Below are 13755 nucleotides of genomic sequence, written 5' to 3'. Positions count from 1 at the left end.
TTTTTCTTTAATTTCATATTACGAATTTATACTAAGAGATTTTCAATATGAGGGTTAGTTGTGATTGAAGTGTGATCTTTCACTAAAATTGATGTATTGATTGAAAATAAATTCATGAGACAATCATCCTCAGACGATAAAATCGCCTATAAAAATAACCATAAAATGGATTGGCATAAATGAAATTATTTCGCTGGATATTGATTGTTAGTTTTATTTTTATCAATGGTTGTTCTACACAATTTAAAACGGATGAACAATCGAATCAGTTAAAATTTACAATACAACAAGCCAATACAATTCCGATTAAAGATTCTGTCGAGCCATTAACGGTTGCCGATATGTTGCCTGGAGATATTTTATTGTCATCGGCAACAGGAATGAACTCGTGGGGGATCCGTTTATTTAGCGTGAGCGGAGTGAGTCACGCTTCTATTTATCTCGGTTTTGGTCAAGTTGCAGAATCAGTAGGAAGTGGCGTTAGAATTATTCGTCTAGATCAAGCTATCAATGACTCTAACAATATGGTGGTATTACGGCATAATCACCTGACATCATTTCATGCAGAAAAGTTACGTGAATTTTCTGAACAGAATGATGGCGGTAAGTACAACATGAAAGGGATTGTCATGATTGCTCCTTGGATGCTCACTAAACGGGTGTGTGAATTACCCTTAGTAGGACAAACAATTCGGAATTTTTGTTTAAGAACTCTCGCTACAGTTCAACTAGGTGATGATATTGAACAAGCGAACGGTTTCTTTTGTTCGCAGTTTGTCCTAGATGCTTACAAATATGCAGGAGTGCCGTTGTTTGAAGGTAACTCATCATGGATTACACCCGCAGATATTCTGCATATGCGCTCGGGGGATGTTCCTACATTTGTCCCTACAGAGCGTCTTACTTATGTTGGTCATCTAAAAAATTGGAGTTTTAGTAGCGCGATTCGTAAAAACTAATTGTTTATTTTTTGATTAACTATCAATGATATGTAATAAAAAAAGGCCAACTCAAATGAATTGGCCTGCTAAACTGGAAGCAATGTGAGCAATGTCGTTTGTGATAAAGTTGAGTAATTTACTCAACTATTCACGAGATAAAAGATAACCATTCTCATTTAAGAAATCAACCCCTTTTTTTGTAATATTAATTGCCCCTTAAAACCGTAAAAATTAGTTAAAATAAATAATAAAAACAAGAAAATAGGCTTTACTTTTGGCTTTTTATCTTAATTTTATTATAACGATAGCTAAAAATATTTTACATTCTTGGGTGTTTTTTCGAGGGGAAAATATAGCTATAAAAAAATTATTGTGAATTTATAGCTACAGATCTCATTTATCTTTTGAGTTAAGAGACATTTACCGCATTTGGACTATAATTTTCTAGTTAATATTCATTTGAACACTTATCAGGAGGGGTTATGTATAAAACGATTTTGGTCCCTATAGATCTAACAGAAGAAGAATTAACCAGTAAAGCCGTGCATCATGCAGTTAATTTGGCCAAACAGTCAGGTGCAAAAATTCATTTGATCCACGTGCTTCCTATCTCTTCAGCGATCATTAATGCTTACGCTTTGGGTTATATGGAAATCAAAGATCGAGCAACGGTGAAAGCAGAAGAAGATATGAAAATGCTGATGGATTCAATTGATCTTCCTCAGGCAGATGTGAGCTATACAATAACGTTTGGTTCTCCTCGCGATGAAGTGATTAATACGGCAAAAGATATCAATGCCGATATTATTGTGATTGGATCTCGTCGTCCAAATATTACGACTCATCTATTAGGCTCAACTGCTGCCGGTATTGTTCGCTACGCAGAAACATCAGTACTCGTAGTACGTTAATAAATTAATATTAAGAACCTATACCATGATTGGTATAGGTTCTTTTTTTGATATTTTTCAGTTTAATATAAAGTATTCCAGTTATCTTACCCGAGGATATTTTATGTAGATTAGTTGGGGAAGATTGGGTTATTTATGGAAAAATTCACTAAGGAATTATTACGTGTAGAACACTTTATTTTTAGGGTACTACGTTTTTATTTTTTAGCGATATTGGTTTTTTTTATTGGTCTACTTCCGGGAATTATTGGTTTTTATTTTATAGAAGGGCACTCACTGATGGAGTCTATGCTGAATGCACTTTCTATGCTGAGTGGTCAGCCTATTGAGCCTGCACCAATTACTCAGACTGGACGGTTTTTTATCGCAATTTACGGTTTATTTTTACAGAGTGTATTTATTATCAGTGTTGGTTTAATTGTGACTCCATTTATCCATCGTGTACTACATAAATGGCATCTAGAAGATAATTAATCGAGTGGATTGACGTGATTTTTTATTGATTAGACGAGAAGCTCACGACATTTTTATTTTATTCAGACTATACTTTTATTGATGAAAATAACCATTAAACAGTTATCTCATACACTTGGATTTCTAGAAAAATAAGTGAGAGATACATACTTGAGAGGGGCTTATATGTACAAAACTATTTTGGTTCCTGTAGATATTTCAGAAGATACATTAACGGATAATGCACTAAAACATGCTATCCACTTGGCAAAAATGGATAATGCAAATATTCATTTATTCCACTCAGTTCCAGATGTCTCTAGATTCTCAATGAGTTACAGTTATCATTATGATTTACTAGCATCCTTTACAAAAAAAGCCCTTGAGCGTTCGGAAGAACAGTTAAAAGAATTGATCGATTCACTGGCTAAAAAATACGATTACCCTGCAGATAAAATCTCTTATAAGGTAGAGTTTGGTTCACCAAGGGATAAAGTTTTAGCTGAAGCTGAAAATATTCATGCGGATTTAATTGTTATTGGGTCCCGTAACCCAAGTTTTTCAACACATTTACTCGGATCGAACGCTTCGGGAATTGTATCTTATGCCAAAATATCGGTATTAGTTGTCAGATAGTTGGATAACAAATAAAAAGACCTGATGATTCAGGTCTTTTTATATTTGAAGGGTATTATTGGTTATTTACGGCTTCTTTGGCTTGCTCAATAGCGGTTAATGCTTGACTACAAGCTTGCTCTTGTGATTCTTCAGGGTAGGTTGCTAATGCTTTTTTAGCTTCCTCTAACTGTGATTTCATTAATGAAATTTGCTCTCCCGCATTTGGTTCATTCTTATATTGCTCTTCAGCTTGTTTGACGAGAGCATTCATCTCTTTGAAATACTTATCACACACATTTCCTGCACTTGCATGAGAGACGGATAACGCGGCAAATAGCCCGAATGCTATTGGAAGGATTTTTTTCATAATATATTCACTTTCGAAAGACATATTTGAATCAGCATAGCATTGTGACTTAAAAAAGGCATCATCAGCCGATTAATATTTTGGGCTGATTTAATCTTTATCAAACTCACCCCATATTGATAGTCAAAATTAGAAATAGCATAAATTGCAAATTATAAATGAGAATCATTATTGACGTTTGGAATGTATAAAGTGTACATTCTAGTACACTTTTAATATTGAATGGAATAGTGATGACAAATAATACGATTATAAATATTCAAGATTGGCCAGTATGCTCAATGAATACATTTCCATCGTCAATGGGGGAAACGCAGCAATGGTTAGCTGAGCTAGAATTATTGCTTGCCAAAAAAGAGTCATTTTCTTTGATTTATCCACCGATGAAGCCTAAAGGCAAGCCAACAGCGGAAGATATGGAATGTATGAAAACGGTTCGTCGTTGGCTGAAAGATGCTCGAGAGGGAATGGTGAAATATTGTCAAGCCATGGTTATCACGCTGCAGTCGGATGGTAGCGATAAACTGGAAATGGAAAAAATGGTACCTGTAATTTCATCGCTTTATGGGCCCGAGGTTTATCTAGAAGAGAATGCATTATTAGCACAAAAACGAGCAGTTTCTGTATTAAATTAATAAAATTTATGTGGCACTAATTTTACGGATATAGCTGGCAATGATATCGACCGAAAGACCAATTTGTTGGTTGATAAAATCATCGTTGGGCTTAAAATTTTTCACACAAAAAGTTTTAATGAATACATCTGCTTTTAGCATTTCCAAATAGCGGGATGAGATACTCAGTAACAGTTTTTCATCCACATTTACATTAGGAAGTTGTGCAAGCTTTTGAGTAAGCCTTTGGTAACTTTGAACGGGGCCCTGTTCAAAAAATAACTGGCTAATTTCAGGGAAGCGGTTATATTCGCCGAGGATTAATCGATATAGCCCTATCGATTGTGGCTTAACCACATTTCGTAGAAAGCGCGAGCCATAAAATGATAATACAGCTTCAATTGTTTGTAATGGTGGTTCTTTACTGTCTGGTTCCGTAAATATGTCATCAATCATATAGGCGACAACGGCTGAAAATAAACCCTCTTTATCCCCAAAGCTCTTATACAAGGTAGAGCGAGAACCTCCCGCGCGCTCAATAATCATATCAAGCGTTGTTCCTTCAAACCCATATTGCAGAAAAACTTCAGCGGCAGCAGCAATGAGTGCTTGATGGCGACGTTGACCTTTTGGGGTTTTTGCGGGAATGGGGTGACTCATAAAATAATTATCCTAACGAAAAATGAAATAGTAGCGTTAATTTACCTGAAAGAGGTCATAATTCTTCGTATTATTTTCCTCTATGATATATATGAATATTATCATGTCTAAATCAATATCTGAATTTTAACAAAGCCTCGGGGGATCCAATGAAGGATAGCGTTGTTGATCAGCATATAGAAGATAAAAGTGTTGATGTGCAAAGGGAAATCACCAAATTATGTATTGAATGTGGTTTATTGCTGCTACAGCATGGTGCGGAAAGTATGCTTGTCGAACAATTAACGACTCGATTAGGTATTGCACTAGGGGCAAATCAGGTGGACAGTGCAATTTCATCGAATTCCCTCGTGTTAACGACTATCGTGGATGGTCGATGCCTAACATCAACTCGCCGCATTATTGACCGCGGGATTAATATGCATGTGGTGACAGAGGTTCAGCATGCTGTCATTCTCGTAGAGCATCATTTACTTGATCGCCAACAATTACGTAAAAAATTAAATAGTATCAAGCCGCTACGTTATCCACGTTGGCTCATGGTTTTAATGGTAGCGTTATCTTGCGCTTGCTTTAGTTCGTTAAATGGCGGTGGACTAGAAAGCGCGTTTATCACGTTTTTAGCGAGTGGTTGCGCGATGTTTATTCGTCAGGTTTTGACATCAAATCAAATAAATCCACTGATCAATTTTTGTATTACCGCATTTGTTGCGACTTCGGTATCGGGTTTATTACTAAAAATTCCTTATTTTGAAGTCACTGAGACTATTTCGATGGCTGCGAGTGTATTGTTGCTGGTTCCTGGTTTTCCTTTGATAAATGCAGTAGCAGATATGTTTAAGGGGCATGTTAATACGGGGATTGCTCGTTGGGTGATGGCAAGCTTGTTGACGCTAGCGACCTGTATTGGCGTCGTTCTAGCCATGACTATCTGGAATTTGAGGGAGTGGGCCTAATGTTTTTATTGGAATTAATCTGGAAGATGTTGCTCGCGGCGATCCCTGCCATTGGTTTTGCGATGGTATTCAATGTTCCGGTGAGAGCACTAAAATATTGCGGATTATTAGGCGCAATTGGGTATGGATCGCGGATGATTTTAATGTCATTCGGATTACAAATTGAGTGGGCAAGTTTTTTAGCTGCCACCTTAATCGGAATGATTGGAATTCAATGGTCTCGCTGGTGGCTAGCGCATCCTAAAGTCTTTACTGTTGCTGCAGTGATCCCCATGTTTCCCGGTATCAGTGCCTATATCGCGATGATCTCCGTTGTGAAAATATCCCAGTACGGTTATACCCCTGAGCTAATGGAAACGCTTGTTACCTACTTTTTAAAGGCATCTTTTATTGTAGGAGCACTTTCTATCGGTATCTCTCTTCCCGGATTATGGCTATATCGCAAGAAACCCAGTGTTTGATATCAACATACCGCCTTCATATTCATAAAATGATCAATAAAAGTTAACCCGTGATTTAGAGATTGGGCTAACTTTTATTGATAGATATTCGAGTAAGTTAGTTTTTATTATTTTTTACCTAAATTCTGATATTGATTTTTATCCCTTAAAATAAAGTACCAATTGATATTAAAAAGACTTATATTTCATCCAACTAGAGTGTATTCATATTGTGTTCATCTATTTTTGAATGAATAACTTACTCGTTGTATTTAATTTATCGACTTTTTCTCATCAGTGGTGTTATTTTGAAACAATATTCAATCTATAAGTATTTACATCTTGCATTAATTCTTATTTTTTCCTTCATTAGCCATTCAGTCTATGCAGCACCTAGCTCATTTCCTGAAGCAAAATCATTGAGTAAAAACCAAGTTTATATCGACCAAAATCATCAAGGAGAGGGAACACTCTATTGTGGTTGTCAGTGGGAGTGGGTTGGTAAAAGTGGTGGACAAGTTGATTTAGCATCCTGTGGCTACCAAGTTCGTAAACAACAAAATCGTGCGGAACGTATTGAGTGGGAACATATTGTTCCAGCATGGGTTTTTGGCCATCAGCGTCAATGTTGGCAAAATGGCGGGCGTAAAAACTGTGTTTCTTCAGATCCTGTATTTGCTCGTATGGAGGCCGATATGCACAATTTAGCGCCTTCGATTGGTGAAGTGAATGGTGATCGTAGTAATTGGAGTTTCGGAAAGCTTCCTGAGAATACGCCATATTCATATGGAATGTGTCGTAGCCGTATTGATTTTAAACAACGCGTCTTTGAACCTCGTGATGAAGTTAAAGGGCAAGTTGCTCGTGTTTATTTCTATATGCATGATCGCTATAACTTATCTATGTCTCGCCAACAGCAGCAATTGTTTATGGCATGGGATAAACAATATCCTGTGAATGAATGGGAAAAACAACGCGACCAGCGCATTGCAAAAGTGATGGGGCATAATAACCCGTTTGTGACAGGAGAAAAAAGTTGGGACTTAGGACATAAAAATGGTGCAGAAGGTTTAACGGGGCAATCAGCCAAACCCGTAAAATCGGTAGAGCAGAGTACGCCAGCGAATAATACTGTTCAACAAGTGAAAGGAAATCGTAATACTAAAAAATATCATTTGGCGCACTGTTCAGGTTTTAAAACCACGGCAGATAAAAATGCAGAAATGTTTTCTACTGAAGCTGAGGCACAAACTAAAGGGTATCAATTAGCGGGCAATTGTAAACCGATCTAATTTAGATATTGCCACAAAGATTGACAACGCATTGGTTTTTGTGGCTTTTTATGATATTTCCTACAGATTATCTGACCTTTACGTAAAAATGCACAGTTTCTGTTAATTTAATGTTGTAATTTAAAAAAAACTAGAGCTATATTTATAGAAAGGAAATGTTGTAGGTTGATGATATTCTAGTCAAATAAAAATTTGCAGATTGTCATAATATTGTCATACAGATTCTTTAGTTTACGAGTATCGCCTGTATAGGAGAAACTAATGACAACAAAGTGTTTGTTTACAAAAATTCAAGACCGGTTATCGATCCACCATGAAATTAGCATGGTGAGATTGCTAACCGGTTTTTTTATATCTGAAATGTTCACCTATGTCACATAAGAGCTTGAAGGGAGCTCCTCTCTGTTTTGAATAGTTCGTCATTTGAATTGACATCACTGATACCTGGAAGGGTTAATACTATGAGTAGACAGAAAGCTGCAACAAAAACACGTCGGGAAATGAAACGCACATCTCGCAAGGATCGTTCAGGGAGGTATGATATGAATAATGTAACCTCCTTTGCCGAATATACCGGCATTGAGCCTATTGGTATGGCGAAAGAACGTCGCGATGAAACTCCAATCACTCCACGTAATGAAGCCCAAAAGCTCTACATCAACTCCATCAAGCATAAGCAGCTCATTTTTGCTAATGGTGAAGCAGGATGCGGTAAAACTTACATTAGTACCGCATTAGCTGCAGATGCTTTAATCAATAAAGAGATCAGTAAAATCATTGTAACTCGCCCTGTATTGCAAGCAGAGGAAGACCTGGGTTTTTTACCTGGAGATATGTCTGAAAAGTTTGCGCCATATTTTAGACCTGTTTATGACGTTCTTATGAAAAGATTGGGAGCATCATTTTTACAGTATTGTTTGCGACCTGAAATTGCGAAAGTGGAAATTGCGCCATTTGCGTATATGCGAGGTCGTACGTTTGAAAATGCAATCGTGATCCTCGATGAGGCACAAAATGTGACAGTCACACAAATGAAAATGTTCTTAACTCGTTTAGGGGAGAACGTGACAGTCATCGTCAATGGGGATATTACTCAGTGTGATTTACCGAGCGGTGTTCCATCAGGATTGGCGGATGCATTACAGCGTTTTAATAGTGATAGCTTGGTATCTATGGTGAATTTTACGATTGACGATTGTGTGAGATCTGAACTGTGTCATAAAGCGCTACTTGCGTACAATGATTAACCTTTTTATCTGCCCCGATCATCGGGGCAGTATTTTTATCGATTAATCGTCCGGGTTATCCATGACTGCATGGCGTTCATGATGGTAGCCTTCTTCATCATAGCCATACCGCCAGTAAGGAATTGCGTAAATATCCTCACGGCTAAAGCCTTTCTCTCGACGCACAAAACGACGTAATTCGCGAATAATTTGGTCTTCGCCAGCAATCCAAAAACCGACATCACTTGTAGGGATATCCCATGATTTAAATGTATTAATCAATGCGGATGTTTGACTAATATCGCCAACGACCCACTCAATCTCCATTCCCGCAGGTTTGGAAAGTTCGCGAAGATCAGCTTGATGTTCTAAGCGTAGAACAACACGACCCTGAGCATTTTCTGGCATCTTTTCTAACAGCGCGGCAATGGCTGGCAATGAACTAGAGTCTCCCGCCATAAAATAGTGAGAGCGAACCGGAAGCAGTGGATCCGGACCTCCTGGGTTTGTGATACCGAGCCAATTACCCGGCTTGGCATCACGAGCAAAGAGGTATGCTGGACCTGTCACGCCTTCATGCATCGCAAATTCAATATCGATTTCACTTAATTTAGGGCGAATGGCACGTACAGAATAAGTCCGTACAAATGGGCGAGGTTTATCTTCTGGCCAACTGCGTCCGTTATCGGTCAAGACGGGAAGTGCTGGTTGGCTAGCATAGTCTGGCGCAATGAAAATCTTGAGATGCCCACCTTCGCAGTTATCAGGATAATCAGTCAGTCTTTCGCCCGTAAATGTAATGCGGCGAATTGATGGACTGATATCAGTGATGGATTTAACTTGAATGAGTTGCGGTGGTGCTGGGCGGTAGATGTTTTTTTCAACTGTTGGTGTACTAGCCACGAACCGTCTCCTTTCTTAATGATAATTTTATTATATGTTAATTATTATCATTATCATATCACGAGTAAGAATAAGAAAACCATTCAAATAATACAGTGAAATAGGTCGTGAAAAACAAAATGCCGCATAACAGAATATTATGCGGCATTGGGGGAAAATCACTATTTTACTTTCATTCCCGCTGCGGTCATCAGCAATTTAAACAAGGAAGAGAACGCAAATAGCGCTAATACACTTCCTAACCAGATTATTGCCATCCAACCCATTTTCTTCCACCAAGGTGAACTCACTAAATGATCAGTGGTAGCCTTGTTCAGGGGTAATTTTTCCTCTGAAGACATAGTAACTCCAATAGGTATAAACCAAAATAACAGGGATAATAAATAACGCGCCGACCAACATGAAGCCTAAGCTTTCTGGTGGGCCAGCGGCATCTCGGAAATTGATGGCTGGTGGAATTAAATTTGGCCAGATGCTAATACCTAATCCAGTGAAGCCAAGGAAAATCAGAGCTAATGCTGATAAGAATGGAATGCTATCGTGTTGTTGACGCTTCACACTCTTGATGATTAACCAGACACAACCTATTACAAGTAGTGGAACGGGGAGAAAGAAAAACAAGTTTGGCAAGGTAAACCAGCGTTGATAAATGGCTTCACTTTGCATTGGTGTCCACACACTGATTACGCCGATCACCGCTAACATTAATAGGGTTAATGGGCGCAAAATACGGTACATTGTTTTACGTAAATGTCCCTCAGTTTTCATAATCAGCCAGCCACAGGCGAGTAAGGCATAAGCGACGACTAGCCCAAATCCACAAAATAGAGGGAAAGGGGAGAACCAATCGAAATACCCGCCCATATAGACGCGATTTTCAACGTGGAAGCCTTGAATAAATGCACCGACAACAACGCCTTGAATGTGGCAAAAATTGAGCCCCAAATAAAAGCATGATCCCAATGGCGACGATGAGATTCATCAGCACGGAAACGGAACTCAAAGGCGACACCACGAAAAATCAAGGCCAATAACATAAAGGTTAGTGGAATCGATAGAGCATCCAATACGATGGCATAGACTAAAGGAAATGCCCCGAATAATGCAGCACCGCCTAGTACTAGCCATGTTTCATTACCGTCCCAAACAGGAGCGACGCTGTTCATCATTAAGTCACGGTCTTGACTATCTTTTAAGGCTGGATAAAGGATACCGATGCCTAAATCGAAACCGTCCATGACGATATACATCAACATACTAAAAACAATAATGACAAACCAAATGAGAGGTAAATCAATGCCCATGAGCTGTCTCCTCGGTGATGCCTTTACGAATTAATTTCATCATGTACATATAGCCAATCCCAAATACGCTGCCATATACGGCAAAGAACGCGAGTAAGCTAATACTCATATGCACCTCTCCGTGAGCACTCACAGCATCAGCTGTACGTTGTAAGCCATAAACAACCCATGGCTGGCGACCAATCTCGGTTGTAAACCAACCAGCAAGAATCGCAATGAGTCCCGATGGCGCCATGACAAACATAAAGCGTAAGAATGTTTTGGACTCATAGAGTCTTTTACGTGAACGTAACCATAATCCCCAGACACCAGCAGCGATCATGAGTAAGCCCAATCCAACCATCACACGGAATGACCAGAACACCATAAATACGTTGGGTCTATCCTCAGGTGGAAACTCTTTTAAAGCAGGAACTTGTTTATCAATACTATGGGTTAAAATCAGGCTTGCCAGATAAGGGATTTCAACGGCATATTCTGTTTTCTCTTTGTCCATATTAGGAATACCAAAGAGGATCAGCGGAGTTGCTTCACCGGGTTTATTTTCCCAGTGGCCTTCCATCGCAGCTACCTTAACAGGTTGATATTTCAATGTATTTAAACCATGAGCATCACCGATAAATGCTTGAACTGGTGCTAGCACTAAGATCAACCACAATGACATGGAGAACATTTTCTTCATGGCAGAGGATTTATTACCTTTGAGCAGATGCCATGCCGCGGATGCGCCAATAAAAAATGCTGCGGCAAGGAAGGCTGCCGTTGTCATATGCAGTAAGCGATAGGGGAATGAAGGATTGAAAATTACGGCTAGCCAGTCGACAGGCACAATTCGGTTATCAACGATTTCAAATCCTTGAGGGGTTTGCATAAAGCTGTTAGAAGCGAGGATCCAGAAGGTGGATATAATGGTTCCGAGTGCCACCATGCAAGTCGCAAAGTAATGTAGCTTTTCGCCCACTCGGTTCATGCCGAATAACATGACACCAAGAAATCCTGCTTCTAAGAAGAATGCGGTGAGAACTTCATAAGTGAGCAACGGTCCAGTGACACTGCCTGCAAAGTCAGAAAAGAAACTCCAGTTAGTCCCAAATTGGTACGCCATCACCAATCCAGAAACTACCCCCATCCCGAAATTGACTGCAAAAATTTTTGACCAGAAATGGAATAGTTTTATGTAGTCAGGATTTCGAGTTTTTAGCCATAAACCTTCAAGCACGGCGAGAAAACTCGCTAACCCGATAGTAATAGCTGGAAAAATAATATGGAACGAGACCGTAAATGCGAATTGTATACGGGCAAGTTCCAGCGCAGTTAGTCCAAACATATTGACCCCTGAATGGAAATGATTACGACACGCGACATTTAAAGCCATTGCGAAGCAATTTGACGAAATCCTTAGCAATAAATAATTGTTTTCGTTGGATTGTTAACACTCATAAATCCAGCTAGAAATGTTTTGTGCTTATAGTTAAAAAAGTCAGGTGAATGTGGTGGATAAGTAGAACATGAGACGTTAAACTATAATAGTAACAATTTTTAGGAAAATACCTATAACAGTGAGGCGGGAATGACGAGATATGAACAGTTAGCGGCACAAATTCGTCAACAAATAGAAGATAATATCTGGCAAGTTGGTGACAGATTACCTTCACTTAGAGAAAGCGTGAAACAATCCGGTTTAAGTCTGATGACAGTAGTACAGGCTTACCAATTGCTTGAAAGCCAAGGTTGGGTTGCGGCTCGACCACAATCGGGCTACTACGTTGCAAATCGCAACAATACATTTGCCGCAGCGAAAGGAGGGAAAGGGCTACATCTTAATGAAAATGTTGAGATTAATGCCTCCATTTTTGGTGTCCTGCAAGCCTGTAAGGATCCTGATATTATTCCATTTGGTTCTGCGTTTCCTGACCCAGCCTTACTTGATGAACCCAAATTGGCTAAATCACTGGCTTCTGTTGCTCGTCGTCTATCGAAATTTAATACCACTGCCAATTTACCACCGGGAAATGAACAATTACGCCGTAATATTGCTCAACGCTATGCGACTCAAGGGATCCATGTCGCCCCTGATGAAATTGTTATTACTGCGGGTGCGATGGAATCATTAGTTTTAAGCTTACAAGCCGTTACACAGCCGGGGGATTGGGTGGTCATTGAATCACCCGCTTTTTATGGCTCGTTGCAAGCGATTGAACGTTTAAAATTAAAGGCGATCGCAATTAAAACAGACCCTCTCTTTGGTATTGATCTTGATGCTCTCGAGGATATTGCGGATAAATACCCAATCAAAGCATGTTGGTTGATGACCCATTACCAAAATCCATTAGGTGGCACGATGCCACAAGCCAATAAAAAACGGTTGGTTGAGATCCTGAATAAACATCGAATCTCACTTATTGAAGATGATGTGTATGGGGAACTCTATTTTGGTAATAAGCAGCCAATTCCTGCAAAATCTCTTGATACTCAAGGTAATTTTTTCCACTGTTCGTCATTTTCAAAATGCTTAGCGCCGGGATATCGGGTTGGTTGGGTTGCTGCGGGGCATCATGCTTCAAAAATTCAGCATTTGCAGATGATGAGTACAGTTTCGGCAAGTGTACCGACACAGTTAGCCATTGCGGAATATTTATCCCAAGGTGGCTATGATACCCATTTGAGAAAACTGCGTCAGACGATGGAACAACGTCAGCACCTCATGTTGAATGCTATCGCCAAATATTTGCCATCATCCGTGAAAGTGAATACCCCGAAGGGGGGATATTTCTTATGGCTTGAGTTAGAGCCGCCCTTTAATGCAATTCGTTTATATCAATTAGCGTTAAAAAAAGGAATTGGTATTGCGCCGGGCAGCATGTTTTCAACCAGCGACCAGTTTAACCATGCATTTCGTTTAAATGCTTCGTTTGCATGGAATGATCGTTTGGAACAGTCAATGAAAGTTTTAGGGGATTTATGCCACACATTGATCGAGGATAAATAAGCGTAAAACAGAGAGGGTGAGCAGTCACATTATCGCGGTGATTTCATTGCCTTAAAAAAAGAACTTTGCGAATCTAGTTAA

Annotated in this window: 15 protein-coding genes and 1 pseudogene; 10 read left to right on the top strand and 6 right to left on the bottom strand. The window is 39.3% G+C overall.

The window, feature by feature from the left end:
* Positions 1 to 179 precede the first annotated feature (179 nt).
* The 4 genes from PROVRUST_RS02995 to PROVRUST_RS02980 all read left to right on the top strand — a co-directional run bounded on the left by PROVRUST_RS02995 (position 180) and on the right by PROVRUST_RS02980 (position 2941).
* Positions 180 to 959, top strand: coding sequence for a YaeF family permuted papain-like enzyme (locus PROVRUST_RS02995; protein ID WP_006813215.1), 780 nt, complete (start codon positions 180 to 182; stop codon positions 957 to 959).
* 464 nt (positions 960 to 1423) lie between these two features.
* Positions 1424 to 1852: a universal stress protein gene (locus PROVRUST_RS02990; protein WP_006813214.1), complete on the top strand. Its 429-nt coding sequence runs from the start codon at positions 1424 to 1426 to the stop codon at positions 1850 to 1852.
* Between the two features lie 135 nt (positions 1853 to 1987).
* Positions 1988 to 2326 (top strand): hypothetical protein, encoded by a 339-nt coding sequence (locus PROVRUST_RS02985; protein ID WP_006813213.1) that lies wholly within the window; start codon positions 1988 to 1990, stop codon positions 2324 to 2326.
* Between the two features lie 165 nt (positions 2327 to 2491).
* Positions 2492 to 2941, top strand: coding sequence for a universal stress protein (locus PROVRUST_RS02980; RefSeq protein WP_006813212.1), 450 nt, complete (start codon positions 2492 to 2494; stop codon positions 2939 to 2941).
* Positions 2942 to 2996: 55 nt separating this feature from the next.
* Here PROVRUST_RS02980 and PROVRUST_RS02975 read toward each other — a convergent pair whose 3' ends face one another.
* Positions 2997 to 3290: a DUF5339 domain-containing protein gene (locus tag PROVRUST_RS02975; RefSeq protein ID WP_039854130.1), complete on the bottom strand. Its 294-nt coding sequence runs from the start codon at positions 3288 to 3290 to the stop codon at positions 2997 to 2999.
* A 233-nt stretch (positions 3291 to 3523) separates the two neighbouring features.
* Between PROVRUST_RS02975 and PROVRUST_RS02970 the strand changes: the two genes are divergently transcribed.
* A complete protein-coding gene (locus PROVRUST_RS02970; protein ID WP_039854128.1) occupies positions 3524 to 3925 on the top strand; it encodes a hypothetical protein in 402 nt (133 codons plus the stop codon).
* Positions 3926 to 3931: 6 nt separating this feature from the next.
* Here the strand turns inward: PROVRUST_RS02970 and PROVRUST_RS02965 are convergent, their stop codons facing one another.
* On the bottom strand, positions 3932 to 4564 hold the full coding sequence (locus PROVRUST_RS02965) for a TetR/AcrR family transcriptional regulator (RefSeq protein WP_006813209.1): 633 nt from the start codon (positions 4562 to 4564) through the stop codon (positions 3932 to 3934).
* A 149-nt stretch (positions 4565 to 4713) separates the two neighbouring features.
* Between PROVRUST_RS02965 and PROVRUST_RS02960 the strand changes: the two genes are divergently transcribed.
* The 4 genes from PROVRUST_RS02960 (at position 4714) to phoH (ending at position 8499) form a co-directional block, all read left to right on the top strand.
* Positions 4714 to 5520: a threonine/serine exporter family protein gene (locus tag PROVRUST_RS02960; RefSeq protein ID WP_006813208.1), complete on the top strand. Its 807-nt coding sequence runs from the start codon at positions 4714 to 4716 to the stop codon at positions 5518 to 5520.
* Positions 5520 to 5981, top strand: a complete 462-nt coding sequence (locus PROVRUST_RS02955; protein ID WP_006813207.1) for a threonine/serine exporter — start codon at positions 5520 to 5522, stop codon at positions 5979 to 5981. The genes PROVRUST_RS02960 and PROVRUST_RS02955 overlap by 1 nt, the downstream gene beginning before the upstream one ends.
* Positions 5982 to 6268: 287 nt before the next feature.
* Complete coding sequence (locus PROVRUST_RS02950; protein ID WP_039854124.1) at positions 6269 to 7252, top strand: endonuclease; 984 nt, start codon at positions 6269 to 6271, stop codon at positions 7250 to 7252.
* 461 nt (positions 7253 to 7713) lie between these two features.
* Positions 7714 to 8499 (top strand): phosphate starvation-inducible protein PhoH, encoded by a 786-nt coding sequence (gene phoH, locus PROVRUST_RS02945; RefSeq protein ID WP_006813204.1) that lies wholly within the window; start codon positions 7714 to 7716, stop codon positions 8497 to 8499.
* A gap of 42 nt (positions 8500 to 8541) precedes the next feature.
* Here phoH and PROVRUST_RS02940 read toward each other — a convergent pair whose 3' ends face one another.
* The 4 genes and pseudogenes from PROVRUST_RS02940 to PROVRUST_RS02925 form a co-directional block, all read right to left on the bottom strand.
* Positions 8542 to 9381 carry a siderophore-interacting protein gene (locus tag PROVRUST_RS02940; protein WP_006813203.1) on the bottom strand — a complete coding sequence of 280 codons (840 nt, stop codon included), beginning with the start codon at positions 9379 to 9381 and terminating at the stop codon, positions 8542 to 8544.
* A 161-nt stretch (positions 9382 to 9542) separates the two neighbouring features.
* Positions 9543 to 9647: a DUF2474 domain-containing protein gene (locus PROVRUST_RS20675; RefSeq protein WP_377093570.1), complete on the bottom strand. Its 105-nt coding sequence runs from the start codon at positions 9645 to 9647 to the stop codon at positions 9543 to 9545.
* A 31-nt stretch (positions 9648 to 9678) separates the two neighbouring features.
* A pseudogene (gene cydB, locus PROVRUST_RS02930) lies at positions 9679 to 10685 on the bottom strand (cytochrome d ubiquinol oxidase subunit II).
* Positions 10675 to 12012 carry a cytochrome ubiquinol oxidase subunit I gene (locus PROVRUST_RS02925; RefSeq protein WP_006813199.1) on the bottom strand — a complete coding sequence of 446 codons (1338 nt, stop codon included), beginning with the start codon at positions 12010 to 12012 and terminating at the stop codon, positions 10675 to 10677. Before PROVRUST_RS02925 ends, cydB begins: the two are co-directional and overlap by 11 nt.
* 243 nt (positions 12013 to 12255) lie before the next feature.
* Here PROVRUST_RS02925 and PROVRUST_RS02920 point away from each other — a divergent pair, with 243 nt between their 5' ends.
* Positions 12256 to 13674, top strand: a complete 1419-nt coding sequence (locus tag PROVRUST_RS02920; protein ID WP_006813198.1) for an aminotransferase-like domain-containing protein — start codon at positions 12256 to 12258, stop codon at positions 13672 to 13674.
* Positions 13675 to 13755: the final 81 nt, after the last annotated feature.

Origin of the sequence: Providencia rustigianii DSM 4541, assembly GCF_000156395.1 — a bacterium.
GTDB lineage: Bacteria > Pseudomonadota > Gammaproteobacteria > Enterobacterales > Enterobacteriaceae > Providencia > Providencia rustigianii.
Note: the sequence above shows the minus strand (reverse complement) of the source record. Positions and strands in the feature narration are given on the sequence as shown.

Bases quoted from the DNA above. Each gene is read 5' to 3' on its own strand.
- PROVRUST_RS02995 (WP_006813215.1), top strand. From the start codon at position 180: ATGAAATTATTTCGCTGGATATTGATTGTTAGTTTTATTTTTATCAAT.
- PROVRUST_RS02990 (WP_006813214.1), top strand. From the start codon at position 1,424: ATGTATAAAACGATTTTGGTCCCTATAGATCTAACAGAAGAAGAATTA.
- PROVRUST_RS02985 (WP_006813213.1), top strand. From the start codon at position 1,988: ATGGAAAAATTCACTAAGGAATTATTACGTGTAGAACACTTTATTTTT.
- PROVRUST_RS02980 (WP_006813212.1), top strand. From the start codon at position 2,492: ATGTACAAAACTATTTTGGTTCCTGTAGATATTTCAGAAGATACATTA.
- PROVRUST_RS02975 (WP_039854130.1), bottom strand. From the start codon at position 3,290: ATGAAAAAAATCCTTCCAATAGCATTCGGGCTATTTGCCGCGTTATCC.
- PROVRUST_RS02970 (WP_039854128.1), top strand. From the start codon at position 3,524: ATGACAAATAATACGATTATAAATATTCAAGATTGGCCAGTATGCTCA.
- PROVRUST_RS02965 (WP_006813209.1), bottom strand. From the start codon at position 4,564: ATGAGTCACCCCATTCCCGCAAAAACCCCAAAAGGTCAACGTCGCCAT.
- PROVRUST_RS02960 (WP_006813208.1), top strand. From the start codon at position 4,714: ATGAAGGATAGCGTTGTTGATCAGCATATAGAAGATAAAAGTGTTGAT.
- PROVRUST_RS02955 (WP_006813207.1), top strand. From the start codon at position 5,520: ATGTTTTTATTGGAATTAATCTGGAAGATGTTGCTCGCGGCGATCCCT.
- phoH (WP_006813204.1), top strand. From the start codon at position 7,714: ATGAGTAGACAGAAAGCTGCAACAAAAACACGTCGGGAAATGAAACGC.
- PROVRUST_RS20675 (WP_377093570.1), bottom strand. From the start codon at position 9,647: ATGGGTTGGATGGCAATAATCTGGTTAGGAAGTGTATTAGCGCTATTT.
- PROVRUST_RS02925 (WP_006813199.1), bottom strand. From the start codon at position 12,012: ATGTTTGGACTAACTGCGCTGGAACTTGCCCGTATACAATTCGCATTT.
- PROVRUST_RS02920 (WP_006813198.1), top strand. From the start codon at position 12,256: ATGACGAGATATGAACAGTTAGCGGCACAAATTCGTCAACAAATAGAA.